15 protein-coding genes are annotated in these 15390 nt (G+C 64.3%); 11 read left to right on the top strand and 4 right to left on the bottom strand.

What is annotated here, in order from left to right; translation table 11 throughout:
* Window positions 1-99: 99 nt before the first annotated feature.
* The gene (locus F4U94_RS06260) at window positions 100-1539 is read right to left on the bottom strand and encodes an FAD-binding oxidoreductase (RefSeq protein WP_120249917.1); all 1440 of its coding nucleotides are present in this window, start codon (window positions 1537-1539) and stop codon (window positions 100-102) included.
* 79 nt (window positions 1540-1618) lie between these two features.
* On the opposite strand from F4U94_RS06260, the gene F4U94_RS06255 reads away from it, so the two are divergent.
* The gene (locus tag F4U94_RS06255) at window positions 1619-2053 is read left to right on the top strand and encodes a hypothetical protein (protein ID WP_120249918.1); all 435 of its coding nucleotides are present in this window, start codon (window positions 1619-1621) and stop codon (window positions 2051-2053) included.
* Between the two features lie 124 nt (window positions 2054-2177).
* The gene (locus F4U94_RS06250; RefSeq protein ID WP_120249919.1) at window positions 2178-3665 is read left to right on the top strand and encodes a DEAD/DEAH box helicase; all 1488 of its coding nucleotides are present in this window, start codon (window positions 2178-2180) and stop codon (window positions 3663-3665) included.
* Window positions 3666-3764: 99 nt separating this feature from the next.
* On the opposite strand, the gene radC is transcribed toward F4U94_RS06250, so the two are convergent.
* Window positions 3765-4460, bottom strand: coding sequence for a RadC family protein (gene radC, locus F4U94_RS06245; RefSeq protein WP_120249920.1), 696 nt, complete (start codon window positions 4458-4460; stop codon window positions 3765-3767).
* A 133-nt stretch (window positions 4461-4593) separates the two neighbouring features.
* On the opposite strand from radC, the gene F4U94_RS06240 reads away from it, so the two are divergent.
* The 3 genes from F4U94_RS06240 to F4U94_RS06230 are packed head-to-tail and all read left to right on the top strand — an operon-like array spanning window position 4594 to window position 8407.
* Complete coding sequence (locus F4U94_RS06240) at window positions 4594-7824, top strand: intermembrane phospholipid transport protein YdbH family protein (RefSeq protein WP_150411871.1); 3231 nt, start codon at window positions 4594-4596, stop codon at window positions 7822-7824.
* Window positions 7821-8009: a YnbE family lipoprotein gene (locus F4U94_RS06235; protein WP_120249922.1), complete on the top strand. Its 189-nt coding sequence runs from the start codon at window positions 7821-7823 to the stop codon at window positions 8007-8009. Before F4U94_RS06240 ends, F4U94_RS06235 begins: the two co-directional genes overlap by 4 nt.
* Complete coding sequence (locus tag F4U94_RS06230) at window positions 8006-8407, top strand: YdbL family probable chaperone protein (RefSeq protein ID WP_120249923.1); 402 nt, start codon at window positions 8006-8008, stop codon at window positions 8405-8407. The genes F4U94_RS06235 and F4U94_RS06230 overlap by 4 nt, the downstream gene beginning before the upstream one ends.
* Before the next feature lie 449 nt (window positions 8408-8856).
* On the opposite strand, the gene F4U94_RS06225 is transcribed toward F4U94_RS06230, so the two are convergent.
* On the bottom strand, window positions 8857-9162 hold the full coding sequence (locus F4U94_RS06225; protein ID WP_120249924.1) for a metalloregulator ArsR/SmtB family transcription factor: 306 nt from the start codon (window positions 9160-9162) through the stop codon (window positions 8857-8859).
* 203 nt (window positions 9163-9365) lie between these two features.
* Here F4U94_RS06225 and F4U94_RS06220 point away from each other — a divergent pair, with 203 nt between their 5' ends.
* The 5 genes from F4U94_RS06220 to F4U94_RS06200 all read left to right on the top strand — a co-directional run bounded on the left by F4U94_RS06220 (window position 9366) and on the right by F4U94_RS06200 (window position 11993).
* A complete protein-coding gene (locus F4U94_RS06220) occupies window positions 9366-9689 on the top strand; it encodes an AtpZ/AtpI family protein (RefSeq protein WP_120249925.1) in 324 nt (107 codons plus the stop codon).
* Between the two features lie 74 nt (window positions 9690-9763).
* Entirely contained in the window at window positions 9764-10522 is a 759-nt protein-coding gene (locus F4U94_RS06215) for a F0F1 ATP synthase subunit A (protein WP_486387658.1), read from the top strand.
* A 55-nt stretch (window positions 10523-10577) separates the two neighbouring features.
* Entirely contained in the window at window positions 10578-10805 is a 228-nt protein-coding gene (locus F4U94_RS06210) for a F0F1 ATP synthase subunit C (protein WP_006961951.1), read from the top strand.
* A gap of 89 nt (window positions 10806-10894) precedes the next feature.
* Complete coding sequence (locus F4U94_RS06205) at window positions 10895-11389, top strand: F0F1 ATP synthase subunit B family protein (protein ID WP_120249927.1); 495 nt, start codon at window positions 10895-10897, stop codon at window positions 11387-11389.
* Window positions 11382-11993 carry a F0F1 ATP synthase subunit B family protein gene (locus F4U94_RS06200; protein ID WP_120249928.1) on the top strand — a complete coding sequence of 204 codons (612 nt, stop codon included), beginning with the start codon at window positions 11382-11384 and terminating at the stop codon, window positions 11991-11993. Before F4U94_RS06205 ends, F4U94_RS06200 begins: the two co-directional genes overlap by 8 nt.
* A 193-nt stretch (window positions 11994-12186) precedes the next feature.
* Here F4U94_RS06200 and F4U94_RS06195 read toward each other — a convergent pair whose 3' ends face one another.
* A complete protein-coding gene (locus F4U94_RS06195; RefSeq protein ID WP_120249929.1) occupies window positions 12187-13239 on the bottom strand; it encodes an NAD(P)-dependent alcohol dehydrogenase in 1053 nt (350 codons plus the stop codon).
* A gap of 141 nt (window positions 13240-13380) precedes the next feature.
* On the opposite strand from F4U94_RS06195, the gene uvrC reads away from it, so the two are divergent.
* Entirely contained in the window at window positions 13381-15294 is a 1914-nt protein-coding gene (uvrC, locus tag F4U94_RS06190) for an excinuclease ABC subunit UvrC (protein WP_120249930.1), read from the top strand.
* Window positions 15295-15390 lie beyond the last annotated feature (96 nt).

The following is a 15390-nucleotide window of genomic DNA, read 5'->3' as shown; positions in this document are numbered from 1 at the left end:
GGCCGCCCAGACATGGTACCCTGATGGGCGGCCGGGCGGGGGAGCGGGCCGGTACCGCATCGAAAATGCGCTCTTTCGCGCATTTCCCAAAACGGACTCTCAGCCTTCTTCGGGCAGTGGGATCAGCTTGCCCGGATTGAACAGGCCCTTGGGGTCGAACGCCGACTTGATCGCGCGCAGCGCGCCGATCCGCGCCGGGGTTGAAAGGCGGCCCAACTCCGCGCGCTTCATCTGGCCGATGCCATGTTCGGCGGAGATGGAGCCGCCCGCCGCGACCACCGCATCATGCACGAACGCATTGATCGCCTGCCCCTGCGCCGCGATCCAGGCTGGCCCGTCGCTGGTCCCCTTGGGCGCGCGTACATGGAAATGGACGTTGCCATCGCCCAGATGGCCGAAGGAAGACGCGGTGGTGCCGGGGAAAGCCTGCTCGGCCGCCTGCGCCGCCTCGATCATGAAGGCGGGCATCTTCGCCACCGGCACGCTGATATCATATTGCAGCGCCGGCCCCTGCGCCTTTTCCGATTCCGACAGGGATTCGCGGATGCGCCAAAAGGCTTCTGCCTGGGCTTCATTCGCCGCAATGGCGGCGTCGATCGCAATGCCACGCTCGAACGCATCCGCCAGTGCCGCCTCCAGCCGATCGGACGGGCTGGGGTCGGACAGGTCGGCATGATCCACCTCGATCAGCACATGCCAGGGCGTACGCGTCTCGATCGGCGATCGCGTGCCGGGGATATGACCCAGCACGAAGCCCAGCGTCTCGTCCGCGATCACCTCGAAGCCTTCGACACTGTCGCCCAACATGGTTTCGGCAATCCGCAGCAGCGCCAGCGCGTCGGCCGGCGTCTGCACACCGACCCATCCCACGGCGCGCGCGGCAATGGCGGGCGCCAACCGTAGCGACGCGGCGGTGACGACGCCCAGTGTCCCTTCCGCGCCGATCAACAGCTGTTTGATGTCGTAACCGCGATTATCTTTCTTCAGCGCGTCCAGCCCGTCGAAGATGCTGCCATCGGACAGCACCGCCTCGATCCCCTCGACCAGCGCCCGCATCGTGCCGTGGCGCAACACCTGCGTCCCGCCGGCATTGGTGGACACCAGCCCGCCGATCGTGGCGGAGCCTTTCGCGCCCAGGCTGAGCGGAAAGCGCCGTCCGGCCTCTTCCGCCGCGTCATGCAGCACGCTCAATATCACCCCGGCCTCGCACACCGCCAGATTGTCGTCCGGCGACAGGCTGCGAATCCGGTTCATCCGTCGCAACGAAAGGATGAGTGCTGACCCGTCCGCCGGTGGGGTCGCGCCACCGACCATCGACGTATTGCCACCCTGCGGCACCAGCGGGACGCCCAGTTCCGCCGCCAGCGCTACGGTCGCGGCCACTTCCTGCGTAGAGGCCGGCGCCACTATGGCGACGGCCGCGCCATGATATCGGCCGCGCCAGTCGCTGACCCAGGGGGCGATATCGTCGGGGTCGGTCACGACCCCCTTGGGGCCGAGCAGGGCGACGAAGCGGTCGATCATGTCTTGTCCTATCATGGGACGGGCTTATGCCTCGGAATTCATCGACGGTTCAACCATCGGCCAATAGCGTATTCGTCCCATAAAGGGGTCCGTCTTGGTTCATTCCATATTGCTGCTGATTTCCGCATCGACCGGCGACCCGGTCCAATGGGCGCAATTGTCCATCCAGCAGCGCGTGATCATCCGCGTGCCGATGGTGAAGAAAGGGCGCGCGCCCGCGCGAATCGCGCCCGATGCGCGCAATGGCTGGGAAGAAAAGAAGGGGCCACGCTGCGTCGCGTTGCGCTCGATCCGTGGCGCCAGCATCGTCGTGGACAATGGCGTGGACCTCATACTGGCCGATGATCACCGCTATCGGGCCCGGCTCGAACGGGGCTGCGACTCGACCGGCTTCTATTCGGGCTTCTATGTGGAACCGGACGCTGACGGCTCGCTCTGTTCGGGCAGGGACGAATTGCAGGCGCGCAGTGGCCTCAGCTGCGCAATCGACAGTTTTCGTCGCCTCATCCCGGTCGATGAAGATGACTGATCGTGCGCCATAGCCTTTCATTTGCGCGATTTTCTTGACAAGTGGCCAATATTTTCGCAATGCGCGGCGGATTTCCGTCTCGCATCCGCGCAGGACGGATAAGCCTCCTGTCCCGGACTATTGAATGACTTTTGCCGATCTCGGCCTTTCCGACGAATTGCTCAAGGCCGTAACCGAATCCGGTTACGACACACCGACGCCGATCCAGGCGCAGGCAATTCCGTCCGTCCTCATGATGCGGGACATTATCGGCATCGCCCAGACGGGCACGGGCAAGACGGCCAGCTTCGTGCTGCCGATGATCGACATTCTCGCCCATGGCCGCGCCCGCGCGCTGATGCCGCGCTCGCTGATCCTGGAGCCGACCCGCGAACTGGCGGCGCAGGTGGCCGAAAATTTCGAGAAATACGGCAAATATCACAAGCTCAACATGGCGCTGCTGATCGGCGGCGTGCAGATGGGCGATCAGCTCAAGGCGCTGGAAAAGGGCGTCGACGTGTTGATCGCGACGCCGGGCCGCCTGATGGACCTGTTCGGTCGCGGCAAGATTTTGCTCAACGGCTGTTCGATGCTGGTCATCGACGAAGCCGACCGCATGCTCGACATGGGCTTCATCCCGGATATCGAGGAAATCTGCACCAAGCTGCCCACGCAGCGGCAGACCCTGCTCTTCTCCGCGACCATGCCGCCGGTCATCAAGAAGCTGGCCGACAAATTCCTGTCCAACCCCAAGTCGATCGAAGTGGCGCGCCCGGCAACGGCCTCCACCAACATCACCCAGCGGTTGGTGAAGGTCGATTCGCGCAAGAAGCGCGATGCGCTGCGCGACATGCTGGAGGCGGAAAACGTCACCAGCGCAGTGATCTTCTGCAACCGCAAGACCACGGTGCGGGATCTCAACAAGAGCCTGCAACGCCACGGCTTCAAGTCGGGCGAAATCCATGGCGATATCGACCAGTCCTCGCGCATCGCCGAGCTGGAGCGTTTCCGTGAGGGCAAGGTGAACATCCTCGTCGCGTCGGACGTCGCGGCCCGCGGGCTGGATATCAAGGGCGTGTCCCACGTCTTCAACTTCGACGCGCCCTGGCATCCGGACGATTATGTCCACCGCATCGGCCGCACCGGTCGTGCGGGCGCGACCGGCACCGCCTACACGTTCGTGACGGCCGAAGATGCCGAGGCGATCGACAATATCCAGAAGCTGATCGGCACGAAGATCGAATATATCAGCGCGCCCGCGCGCGAAGAGCGTGCCGAACCGGCGCGTGAAGAAAAGCGCGAAGAGGGCAGGGCTGCGCGTCCGGAGCGCAAGCCGCGCGAAGCCAGGGCCAAGGAAGAGCGCGCCCGTGAAGAGCGTCCGCGCGAGGAACGTCCGCGCGAAGAGCGCGCACGGGAAGAACGGCCGCGTGAGGAACGTCCCCGTGAAGAACGTCCCCGCGACAACCGCGCGCGAGACGATCGCCCCCGCGACACGCAGCCGCGCGATTCGCGTCCCGACCGCAGCGCATCCGCGCCGCCGCCGCGCCGTCGCCACGATCCTGTCGATGATGGTCCGGACGATGGCTGGAACGGCCCGATGCCGGAATTTTTGAACTTCGGCTTCAACGGCTGAAGCAAAATTGCGTCATGCCGGCTAAAGCCGGCATGACGCTCCTGCTAAACGGAAAGAGTAAAGTCTCATCTTGGCGTGCGCTGGGATGATGGGGTTCGTTTAAAGCAACCCCTGCGCCCGCAGGCTGGTATGCCCGCTTGCCGCCATGATGATATGGTCATGCACGGCGATGCCCAGCCGCTTGCCGGCCTCCACGATCTGGCGCGTAATGTCGATATCCTGCCGGCTGGGCGATGGATCGCCCGACGGGTGGTTATGCACCAATATCAGCGCCGCCGATCCCAGATCCATCGCGCGCTTGATCACCTCCCGCACATAGATCGCCGCCTGATCGATCGATCCGTCGCCCATATGATCGTCGCGGATCAACATGTTGCGGCTGTTGAGGTGCAACACACGCACCCGTTCGACGCTCAGATACGCCATGTCCGCGCGCAGATAGTCCAGCAACGCCTGCCAACTGGCCAGCACCGGTCGCACCGCCACATCGTTGCGCAACATCCGCAATGCCGTCGCCTGCACGATCTTGATCGCCGCCACGCTGGTGTCGCCCATGCCGGGCACCCGCGCGATCGCGGTCCAATCGGCGGTCATCAGCCCGCCGATCCCGCCAAACTCGCGCAGCAACGCCTTGGCCAGCGGCTTGGTGTCGCGACGGGGGATGGCCAGCGCCAGCAGATATTCGATCAGTTCATGGTCGTGCAACGCTTCGCCGCCGCTATCCGCCAGCTTCTGCCGCAACCGGGCACGATGGCCTGCGCCGTCATGGGCGATCCTGTCATCCTGATCGGCCAAATATCGCCCCCTTCATCAGCCCCGATGACGCTATGCGTTGCGGAATCGTGGGGCAAGGATATTTAAGGGCGCAAGGACGTTATGCGTCCGTTACGGACGTCTGCGTCGAATTAAGCCGGGGTTGGCCATAAGCATGGAAGAACAGGACGGCGAAGAAACGGTTCGCCGGGCATGGCTGCGTTGGCTGGGCGTCGGCTCCGGGTCGCTCGCGCTGGTGCTGGTCGGGCTCTGGACGCAGCGCGCGCCCATTGCGGAAAATTTCGTCAGCCGCGAACTCAACCGGCGCGGGGTTCAGGCGAATTACGATCTGGTCGATGTCGGGTTCCGCACCCAGCGGATCGAAAATATCGTGCTCGGCAATCCCGCCCGGCCTGATCTGACGGCGCGCTGGGTGGAGGTCGATATCGCCTTTGCCGGCCTGACGCCGCAGGTCGCGGCGGTCCGCGCCGGTGGCGTGCGGATGCACGGTTCCATGGAGGACGGCGTGCTGCGTCTGGGCGAACTGGACAAATTCCGCGATCCCGATTCCACCGCACCCTTCAGCCTGCCCGACATTCTCGTGTCGATCGCCGACGCCCGGCTGACGCTGGACACCGATGCCGGCCGGGTCGGCATGCAGCTGGACGGCACCGGCAATCTGCAATCGGGCTTCCGTGGCCGCCTGGCCGCTGCCATGCCGCGCGCTTCACTGGCGGGCTGTGGCCTGACCCGCGCCACCGCCATGGTCGATATCGCCATGCGGCAGGGTCAGCCCACTCTCTCAGGCCCGGTCCGCGCCGACGCGCTCGCCTGCCGCGATGCCGGCGCGGCCATCGCCCGGCCAGCCGCCGTTATCGACATCAATCTCAGCCAGGCGCTCGACCATTGGAAGGGGCATGTCGACCTGTCGGGTGATGCGCTCAAGGGCAAGGGGTTCGTCATGGCCGCGCCTTCGGGCCGCATCGCATTCGATGGCCGCGCTGCCCGCACCAGCGGCAATCTGCGCATGGCCGCGAAGGCGCTGACGGCACAAGGCGCGTTGCTGCGCGACGCCGGCCTGTCGGGCGACTTCGTGCTGGACGCGCAGGGCAACAGCCTGAAGGGCACATTGTCGGGCGATGACCTCCACATGAGCAACCGCGATCCGCTCGCCAGCCTGCGCACGGCAGCGGCCGGCACGCCGGTCGGCCCGCTCGCCACCCAATTGGCCGACGCCGTCAATCGCGCGGGCAGGGCCAATCGCCTGCGCACCCGTTTCGCCCTGGTCCAGAAACCATCCGGCGGCAGCGTGGTCGTCACCGACGCCGCGCTCGACGCACGCAGCGGCGCCCGCATCGGCCTGGCGCAGGACAGCCTCGTCACCTTGTCATGGCCGGGCAGGAAGGGCGGCCTCGACTGGTCGCTCGACGGCGCGCTCAAGACCGGTGGGGGCGGCCTGCCCAACGCCGCGTTGCGACTGGCGCGGCGGCCGAGCGGCGGCTTCGGCGGCGAATTGTTCGTCGATCCCTATGCCGCCGGCGACGCGCGGCTGGCGCTCGACCGGGTCCGCTTCACCGCCGACTCGAACGGCGCTACGCGCTTCTCCACCGCGCTGCGGCTCGACGGCCCGCTGCCCGACGGCCGCCTGCGCGGCCTCAGCCTGCCGGTCGAAGGGCGCATGGCCGCCAATGGCGCGCTATCGATCAACCCGTCCTGCGTCCCCGTCTCGCTGGTGGAGGCCCGCTATGGCGCCTTCGCGCTCGGCCAGACCCGCCAGACTTTATGCCCGGTCGGCGGCGCGATGTTTGCCACCGGTCCCGCCGGCACCAGCGGCGGCGCGGAAATCCGCGACCTCGCCCTCGCTGGCCGCAACGGCGACAACCCCATGCGCCTGACCGCCGATCATGCGCGCATGGTCCTTGGCCGCACCGGCTTCGCGCTCGCCAATCCCGCGCTCACCATCGGCCCGCAGGACGCGCCCGCCGTCCGCCTCGCCGCCGCCACCCTGGACGGCGCGGCGACGAAGGACGGCTTTGCCGGCAAGGTCGGCGGGGCAGGCGGCCAGATCGGCGCCGTACCGCTCATCATGGAGCAGGGCGCGGGCGACTGGAGCTTTGCCAAAGGCGCGCTCGCCTTCCGCGCCGCCGTGACCGTGCGCGATTCGCAATCGCCGGCCCGCTTCGTGCCCTTGCTCTCGCCCGACTTCGCGCTGGCGATGAAGGATGGCCGCATCACCGCCAGCGGATCGCTCACCGCCCCGCGCGGCGGCGCACTGGTCGCCCGCACCGCCATCCTCCACGATCTGTCCAGCGCGAAGGGCCATGCCGACCTGACCGTCCCGGACCTCAATTTCGGCCCCGGCCTCCAGCCCGAGGATATTACCCCGATCGCGCTGGGCGTCGTCGCCAATGTGAATGCGAAGGTGACGGGGCAGGGGCGGATCGACTGGACCGGCTCCAATGTCACCAGCACCGGCACCTTCCGCACCGACAACGCCAATCTCGCTGCCGCCTTCGGCCCGGTCCAGGGGCTGTCCGGCGAAATCCACTTCACCGACCTCATCGGCCTCATCACCGCGCCGGGGCAGGAAGTCCGCATCGCCAAGGTCAATCCGGGTGTCGAGGTAAATGACGGCGTGGTCCGCTATCATCTGGAGGCCGGGCAGAAAGTCCGTATCGAAGGCGGCGGCTGGCCTTTCTCCGGGGGCAAGCTGGACCTGCTCCCCACGACGATGAATTTCGGCGAGGATGTCGATCGCTATCTGACCTTCCGCGTCATCGGCCTGGACGCCGGCGCCTTCATCCAGGCGATGGAACTGGACAATGTCTCCGCCACCGGCACGTTCGACGGCATCATGCCGCTGATCTTCAATGCCAAGGGCGGCCGCGTCGCAGGCGGCGTACTGGTCGCGCGGCAGCAGGGCATGCCCCCGCTCATCATGCCCGAAGGCGTGCTGCCGACCATCCCCTGCGATCCCACGCGCCAGTCGGGCGTCCTTTCCTATGTCGGCCCCGTCTCCAACGAGCAGGTCGGCGTGATGGGCAAGATGGCCTTCGACGCGCTCAAGGATCTGCAATATAAATGCCTCACCATCCTGATGGACGGCGCGCTGGACGGGGAAATGGTGACCAACGTCGTCTTCAACGGCGTGAACCGGGGTAAGTTGGGCGACGCGCCATCGGGCATCAGCCGCAGTTTCATCGGCCTGCCCTTCATCTTCAACGTGCGCGTGCAGGCGCCATTCCGTGGTCTGCTGGGCACGGGCCAGTCCTTCATCGACCCCACCCAGACGATCCGCGACAAGATTGGTGAAGAAGCGCAGGAAAAGATGCGATCGAAAACGGTGCAGGGGCTTGCGGTTCAGCCTTTGGAAAGCGACAAGGTGCCAAACGGGGAGCCGAAATGAACAAGCGAACGATCATGATGGCGGGTTTCGCCGGGCTGGCCCTCACCGGCTGCATCCAGGTGAAGGCGCCCGACAAGCCCATCGAAATCAACCTGAACGTCAAGGTCCAGCAGGAAGTGGTTGTGAAGCTGCAACGCGACGCGCAGGATCTTATCCAGAATAATCCGGAGTTGTTCCCGCAATGACACGCAAGCTACTGATCCTGGCCGCCGGCGCCGCAGTCGCGCTGGCCAGCGGTTTCATCATGACCGCCCCGGCCCGTGCCCAGTCCGGCGCCGTGGCCGCCGCCATGTCGGCCGGCACGGTCGGCGAACAGGCGGACGGCTATCTCGGCATCGCCGGGACGGTCGGCGCCGATGTGCGGTCGGAAGTCGAATCCATCAACATCAAGCGCCGCGCCGCCTACACGCAACTGGCCGGCCAGCGCGGCGTGACGGTGCAGGATGTCGCCGCCGCCACCGGCTGCCAGACGCTCAGCAGCCGGGTGAAGCAGGGCCAGGTCTACCGCATCGGCGCCGGCGCCTGGGAAACCAAGGGCGCGGGTGCGATCGCTTTGCCGGGATATTGCGCAACGGCCGGCTGATCGCAGCGGGTTGCAGGGAATAAAGAAAAGGCGCGGTGGCTCGGCTATCGCGCCTTTTTTGCCTTACTAAATTCCTCCCCTTCCAAGGGAGGAATGATGGTATCAGTTGCGAACGCTCCTGTTACCCTCTCCCGCCTTCGCGGGAGAGGCAACGAAGACTTGGCAGCTTGCTGCCTTAGTCGAAGTCGGTGAGGGTCTTTCTTCTTTCTGGAAGGATGCGATTGCCCAGAAAAAAAGACCCTCACCCAACCCTCTCCCGTGAAGAACGGGAGAGGGCTACGATAAGCAGCCTTCTCTTCAAACCACCCAACGCCACCATCCACCTCGACGTCATCCCGGCCTTGCGCCGGGATCCCGCTTATTTTTCCAAACAGCAGGATGCCTATTCAATCCTGTCCCGACCCTGTTGAAGGGGCAGGCATGACGAAGAAATCACATTCCTACCCCCCTCAATCCCGCCCCCTTCGCTTCGGCCGTGCGTCCAAAATCCGTTGCGCGTCCTCGCAATAAGGCGCCAGAAACCCGTATAACTGCCCCGTCAGCGCCTCCACCACCAGCGAGTAGAGCACATATTGCCCGCGCTTCTGTTCGCGCACCACGCCGGCCGCTTTCAACACCGCCAGATGCTTGGAAATGGACGGCATCGCCATCTCGAAATTGTCGGCGATCTCGCCCACCGTCATCGGCTCGACCGCCAGATATTCCAGGATGCGGCGGCGCGGTTCGGATGCCAGCGCCTTGAAGATCTTGTCCATTCATATTTAGCTAAATAGGAAAATAGCTTAACGCAACCCCCCGAACCCATCGCGCGCGCCTATTGTCCGAAAGGCCGATTTCAGCCGCTTTTGTCGGGGTTGACACTTCATCCATGCCTTCCTAGAGGGGCCTCGCCTTGACGGGTGCAGCCGCAAGCGCCATGCCGAACGCCACGGGCTGTAAAGCCTGATGGAGACGATGTATGGCAGCGGACACACCCGGACAGGACCAGGCGGGCGAGGACTCGCGGATCGCTTCTTTGGAGGAGCGGATCGCGCAGGCCGAGCATGTCGAGAAGGTCAGGCAAGGCGCCACGGAACAGGCAGCGGACGATGGTTCGCGGCTGGGCAACCGGGTGCTGGCGGAACTGATCGGGGGTCTTGTCGGTGGTGCGTTGATTGGTTGGGTTCTTGACCGGCTGTTCGACACGACACCCTGGCTTCTGCTGGTTTTCCTCGGTCTTGGGATCGTGGCGGCCTTCAGGAACATCATCAGATTGACGACGACGAAGCCGCCCGAACGATAAGGCGCTTTGCTCCTAGTCCTAAGATATTAAGCGTTACAGGGGTCAACGTGGCAGAATCCGGCAAGATCGATCCGATGCACCAGTTCGCTATCGAACCCCTGTTCGGTACGGATCACTGGTCGCTGGGTAGCTTCAACATCGCCTTCACCAACAGCGCGCTCTATATGGTGCTCGCCGCTGTTGTGCTGTGGATCTTCGTGATCGGCGGCATGAAGCGTGAACTGGTTCCCGGTCGCTGGCAGATGGCGGTCGAATATATGACCGGCTTTATCAAGAACCTGCTGATCGCCAATATCGGTGACAAGGGCCGGAAGTACATCCCGTATGTCTTCTCGCTTTTCATGTTCATCCTGCTGGCGAACCTGCTGGGTCTGCTGCCGCTGGGTCTGGTCGGGCTTCACCCCTTCACCTTCACCAGCCACTTCACGGCGACCGGCGTGCTCGCCATCATGAGCTTCTCGATCGTCCTGATCGTCGGCTTCTGGAAGCATGGTTTCCACTTCTTCTCGCTGTTCGTGCCGCATGGCACGCCGATCGCGATGGTGGTGCCGCTCTTCTTCATCGAACTCGTCTCCTTCATGGTGCGTCCGTTCAGCCTTGGCCTGCGACTGTTCGTCGCGATGACCGCTGGCCACGTATTGCTGAAGGTGCTGGCGGGTTTCGTCATCAACAGCGCCAACGCCTCGCCGGCGCTGGGTCTGACCGTCGGCACCGCCAGCTTCATCCTGATGATCGGCATCAGCGCGCTGGAAATGCTGGTCGCGGTCATCCAGGCCTATGTGTTCGCGCTGCTGACCTCGGTCTATCTGAACGATGCCGAGAACCTGCACTAAGTTTCACCTGAGATTTTCCTCAACTTTTATCTGATCTGACAAGGGAGTTTACGACATGGACGCAGAAGCCGCAAAGCTGCTCGGTGCTGGCCTGGCCGCAATCGGTGCGGGCATCGCCGCCCTCGGTGTGGGCAACGTGTTCAGCGCATTCCTCGAAGGCGCGCTGCGCAATCCGGGCGCTGCTGATGGCCAGCAGGGTCGTCTGTTCATCGGTTTCGCCGCGGCGGAACTTCTGGGTCTGCTGGCGTTCGTTATCGCCATGATCCTGGTGTTCGTGGCCTAACACACGAAATTAGGAGCGGGCAGGGCGGCTTCGTGCCATATCCTGTCCGCTTCCCTTATTGACCGCCCTCTGATCGGACGGACCGTATAATGCCTCAAATCGCGCAAATTGCCGAAACCTATTCCAGTCAGATTTTCTGGTTGCTGTTGACGTTCGGCTTCGTCTTCTTCGTCATCGGCCTCGGCATGGTGCCGAAGGTTCAGGGTACGGCGGACGCGCGCGACGCGAAGATCAGCGGTGATCTGGACGCGGCGAAGGCCGCCTTCGCCCGCGCCGACGAAGCGGAAGCGGATTACCGCACCCGCGACGCCGCAAACCGCGCCGCCGCTCAGGCGACGCTGGCCAAGTCCAAGAGCGAAGCCGCCAAGGCTTCCGAAGTCCGTCTCGCCGCTGCCGATGCAGAGGTCGCGACGAAAATCGCCGCCGCCGAAGCCCGTATCAAGGGTGCCAGCGACGCGGCCATGGCAGAAATCGAAACCGTCGCCGCCGATGCGGCGCGCGACATGGTGGCTCGTATTTCCGGCGTGGATGCGTCGGACGATGCAGCCCGCAATGCAGTAAAGGCGGCACTGGCCCATGGCTGAGGCAGCATCCCACAGCGCAGCGGAGGTTCCGCACTTGAACCAGGCAATTCACAGCGAAGGCATGGAACCTGTCGGTACCGTTGCCCATGAAGGGGTCGTGCCCCATACCGATCCCAAGGCGGTCGGCATGGACGCCACCGCCTGGGTCAGCCTGGCGATGGCCGCGTTCATCGTCATCCTGCTGGTCAAGAAGGTGCCCGCCCTGATCGGCGGCGCGCTGGACGGCCGGATCGCACAGATCAAGGAACAACTGGCCGAAGCGTCGAAATTGCGCGCCGAAGCCGAAGCGCTCAAGGGCGAATATGAAGCCAAGCTGGCCGCTGCGGCCGGTGAAGCCGACGCCATGCGCAAGGCGGCCGAGCATGAAGCCGAAGGGCTGATCGCCGACGCCAAGGTGAATGCCGAAGCGCTGGTCGTCCGTCGTCAGAAGATGGCGGAAGACAAGATCGGCGCGGCCGAACGCACCGCCATCGCCGGCATCCGCGCCAAGGCCGTGAACGCAGCCACCGCCGCTGCCGCGACGCTGATCGCGCAGGGCCATGACGCCAATGCCGACAAGGCTCTGGTGAACAGCGCGATCTCGGGTCTCGGCACGATCAACTGATCGGTTCGGACTGAAACGAAAAAGGGCCGGTGCGCACGTCGCACCGGCCCTTTTTGTTTGCTCGGCATACCGCTCCGACATCGTTCCCCGGCGAAGGCCGGGGTCCAGTTGGAAGCGTGGGACCGAACCCCGTCTGTGTCCTGAGGCACTGAAAAAATCGGGCGGCCTATTCACAAACCGCCCGCTCTTTACCTCAACCCGCCAGCGTGGCGTTGTCGATCACGAAGCGATATTTCACATCGCTCTTCTGCATCCGCGCATAGGCGTCTTCGATATCCTGCGCCGCGATCATCTCGATCTCCGCGACGATGCCCTTCTCGGCACAGAAATCGAGCATCTCCTGCGTTTCCGCGATGCCGCCGATCAGCGACCCGGCGATCGACCGGCGCTTGAAGATCAGCGCTGCGACATTGGGCGAGGGATGCGCATGTTCCGGCACGCCCACCAGCGTCAGCGTCCCGTCCCGCTTCAACAGCGCGGTAAAGGCGTCCAGGTCGTGGCTCGCCGCCACCGTGTTCAGGATGAAGTCGAAGCTGCCGGCATGCGCCGCCATCTCGTCCGCATTGCGCGACACGATCACCTCGTCCGCGCCCAGCGCCAGCGCATCCTGCCGCTTGCTCTCCGACGTGGTGAACGCCACCACATGCGCACCCAGCGCATGGGCCAGCTTCACGCCCATATGGCCCAGGCCGCCGATGCCGACGATGCCGACCTTCTTGCCGGGACCGGCCTGCCAGTGGCGCAGCGGCGACCAGGTGGTGATGCCCGCGCACAGCAGGGGTGCGACTGCCGCCAGCTGTTCCGGCGCATGGCTGACCTTCAGGACGAAGTCGTCCTTCACCACGATGCTCTGCGAATAGCCGCCCAGCGTATGGCCGGGCGCATCGTCGGTCTTGCCATTATAGGTGCCGACGAAACCGGTTTCGCAATATTGCTCCAGCCCTTCGTCGCAGGAGGCGCAGCTCTGGCAGCTATCGACCATACAGCCGACGCCGACCGTGTCGCCGACCTTGAACTTGCTCACATGGTCGCCGACGGCCGTCACATGGCCGACGATTTCATGGCCCGGAACGCAGGGATATTGCGTGCCGTCCCATTCGGAACGGACCTGATGCAGGTCCGAATGGCAGACGCCGCAATAGGCGATGGCGATCTGCACGTCATGCGCGCCAACGGCGCGGCGTTCGATGTCGATGGCTTCCAGCGGCTTGTCGGCCGCATAAGCGCCATAGGCTTTTACGCTCATTGGGTTGTCCCTCTGATGCTGATTGTTTGTGGATCGTGGAAAGGCCGCCATCTTTTGTGCGGTGCGGCATAGATAGGGCGCATCTTCTTTCCATCAACCCCGGCCATTGCGAAAGATGGCGCGCACGCTATCTCTGCCCTCATGTCCGGCCCCCAATCCCCCGATCGTTTCAACGAAGACAAGGCAAGCTTCACCATCACCGGCAGCCAGCCGGATATCGATACGGGCGTGGAGGCGATCCGCACCACGCTCAAGACGCTGCCGATCCGGCCCGGCGTGTATCGCATGCATGATGCGCGCGGCGACGTGCTTTATGTGGGCAAGGCTCGCGCGCTCAAAAACCGCGTCGCCAACTATACCCAGGTCGATCGTCTGCCGCGCCGGCTGCAACGCATGGTCGCCCAGACGCGCAGCATGACCATCGTCACCACCAACAGCGAAGCCGAAGCGCTGCTGCTGGAAGCGCAACTGATCAAGCGCTATCGCCCGCCCTACAATGTCCTGCTGCGCGACGACAAAAGCTTCCCCTTCATCCTGCTGCGCGACGATCACGCCTTTCCCCGCGTGCAGAAGCATCGCGGCGCGCGCAAATATAAGGGCCGCTATTACGGCCCCTTCGCCAGCGCCGGATCGGTCACGCGCACCATCAACGCGCTGCAAAAGCTGTTCCTGCTGCGCTCCTGCACCGACAGCTTCTTTTCCAACCGCTCGCGCCCCTGCCTGCTCTATCAAATCAAGCGTTGCTCGGCCCCCTGCGTCGATCGCATCGACACGGACGGCTATGCCGAACTGGTGAAGGACGCGCAGGATTTCCTCGGCGGCAAATCCACCGCCGTGCAAAAGAAGCTGGGCGCGTCCATGCAGGCGGCGTCGGACGCGATGGATTTCGAGCAGGCCGCAGTGATCCGCGACCGGCTGAAGGCGCTGACCTTCATTCAGGGCAGCCAGGCGATCAATGCCGAAGGGCTGGGCGACGCCGATATTTTCGCGCTGGCGGAAAAGGGCGGATCGATGTGCATCCAGGCCTTCTTCATTCGCGGCGGTCAGAATTGGGGCCATCGCAGCTTCTTCCCGGTCCACACCGCCGACGTCGCGACGGAGGAGGTGCTGGAAAGCTTCATGGCGCAATTTTACGAGGAAGTGCCGCCGCCGCGCCTGATCCTGACCGATCGCGAGCCGGCCGAATGCGAATTGATGGCGCTGGCGCTGGCCGAGCGGGCCGGGGGCAAGGTCCGCATCGAAGTCCCCCAGCGCGGCGACCGCACCCGCCTCATCAAACAGGCGCAGCGCAACGCGGTGGAGGCGCTCGACCGCCGCCTTGCCGAAACCACCAGCCAGGGCCGGATCATGGACGACATGGTCGAGGCTTTCGGGCTGGAGGGCGTGCCCGACCGCATCGAAATCTACGACAACAGCCATATTCAGGGCGCGCATGCGCTGGGCGCGATGGTCGTCGCCGGGCCGGAGGGCTTCCGCAAGAACGCCTATCGCAAGTTCAATATGAAAGACCCGGCGATCAGCAACGACGATTTCGCGATGATGCGCGAAATGTTCGAGCGTCGCTTTGGGCGCGCGCAAAAGGAAGATCCGGATCGCGACAGCGGAGAATGGCCCGACCTAGTCCTGATCGACGGTGGCAAGGGCCAGCTATCGGCTGCGCGCACGATGCTGGAGGAAATGGGCATAGAGGATGTGACCATGATCGGCGTGGCCAAGGGGCCGCATCATGGCCGTGACGGTCGCGAAGTCTTCCACATGCTCGACGGCCGCGAAATCAGCTTCCCGATCAACCATCCGGTACTCTTCTATTTGCAAAGGCTCCGCGACGAAGCCCACCGCTTCGCCATCGGCGCCCACCGCGCCAAGCGCAGCAAGGCGATCACCGTATCATCGCTGGACGAAGTCCCCGGCATCGGTCCCGCGCGCAAGAAGGCGCTGCTGATGCACTTCGGCACGGCCCGCGCGGTGCGAGACGCCGCACTGGACGATCTCGCCAAAGCGCCCGGCGTGTCGAAGGCCGTGGCGCAGCAGGTCTATGACTATTTCCACGGCTGAAGAACGCTCGCCTTATACCAGTAAGCGATGACGTGAACCCACGCCCTCTGTTCCCCGGCGCAGGCCGGGGTCCAGTTCGGAGCATGCGAATAACCC

It is taken from the genome of Sphingobium limneticum, from assembly GCF_008710155.1.
Taxonomy (GTDB): Bacteria; Pseudomonadota; Alphaproteobacteria; order Sphingomonadales; family Sphingomonadaceae; genus Sphingobium; species Sphingobium limneticum.
Note: the sequence above shows the minus strand (reverse complement) of the source record. Positions and strands in the feature narration are given on the sequence as shown.

Bases quoted from the DNA above. Each gene is read 5' to 3' on its own strand.
- uvrC (WP_120249930.1), top strand. From the start codon at position 13,381: ATGTCCGGCCCCCAATCCCCCGATCGTTTCAACGAAGACAAGGCAAGC.
- F4U94_RS06230 (WP_120249923.1), top strand. From the start codon at position 8,006: ATGACACGCAAGCTACTGATCCTGGCCGCCGGCGCCGCAGTCGCGCTG.
- F4U94_RS06205 (WP_120249927.1), top strand. From the start codon at position 10,895: ATGCCTCAAATCGCGCAAATTGCCGAAACCTATTCCAGTCAGATTTTC.
- F4U94_RS06220 (WP_120249925.1), top strand. From the start codon at position 9,366: ATGGCAGCGGACACACCCGGACAGGACCAGGCGGGCGAGGACTCGCGG.
- F4U94_RS06260 (WP_120249917.1), bottom strand. From the start codon at position 1,539: ATGATAGGACAAGACATGATCGACCGCTTCGTCGCCCTGCTCGGCCCC.
- F4U94_RS06225 (WP_120249924.1), bottom strand. From the start codon at position 9,162: ATGGACAAGATCTTCAAGGCGCTGGCATCCGAACCGCGCCGCCGCATC.
- F4U94_RS06215 (WP_486387658.1), top strand. From the start codon at position 9,764: ATGCACCAGTTCGCTATCGAACCCCTGTTCGGTACGGATCACTGGTCG.
- F4U94_RS06240 (WP_150411871.1), top strand. From the start codon at position 4,594: ATGGAAGAACAGGACGGCGAAGAAACGGTTCGCCGGGCATGGCTGCGT.
- F4U94_RS06210 (WP_006961951.1), top strand. From the start codon at position 10,578: ATGGACGCAGAAGCCGCAAAGCTGCTCGGTGCTGGCCTGGCCGCAATC.
- F4U94_RS06235 (WP_120249922.1), top strand. From the start codon at position 7,821: ATGAACAAGCGAACGATCATGATGGCGGGTTTCGCCGGGCTGGCCCTC.
- F4U94_RS06200 (WP_120249928.1), top strand. From the start codon at position 11,382: ATGGCTGAGGCAGCATCCCACAGCGCAGCGGAGGTTCCGCACTTGAAC.
- F4U94_RS06250 (WP_120249919.1), top strand. From the start codon at position 2,178: ATGACTTTTGCCGATCTCGGCCTTTCCGACGAATTGCTCAAGGCCGTA.
- F4U94_RS06195 (WP_120249929.1), bottom strand. From the start codon at position 13,239: ATGAGCGTAAAAGCCTATGGCGCTTATGCGGCCGACAAGCCGCTGGAA.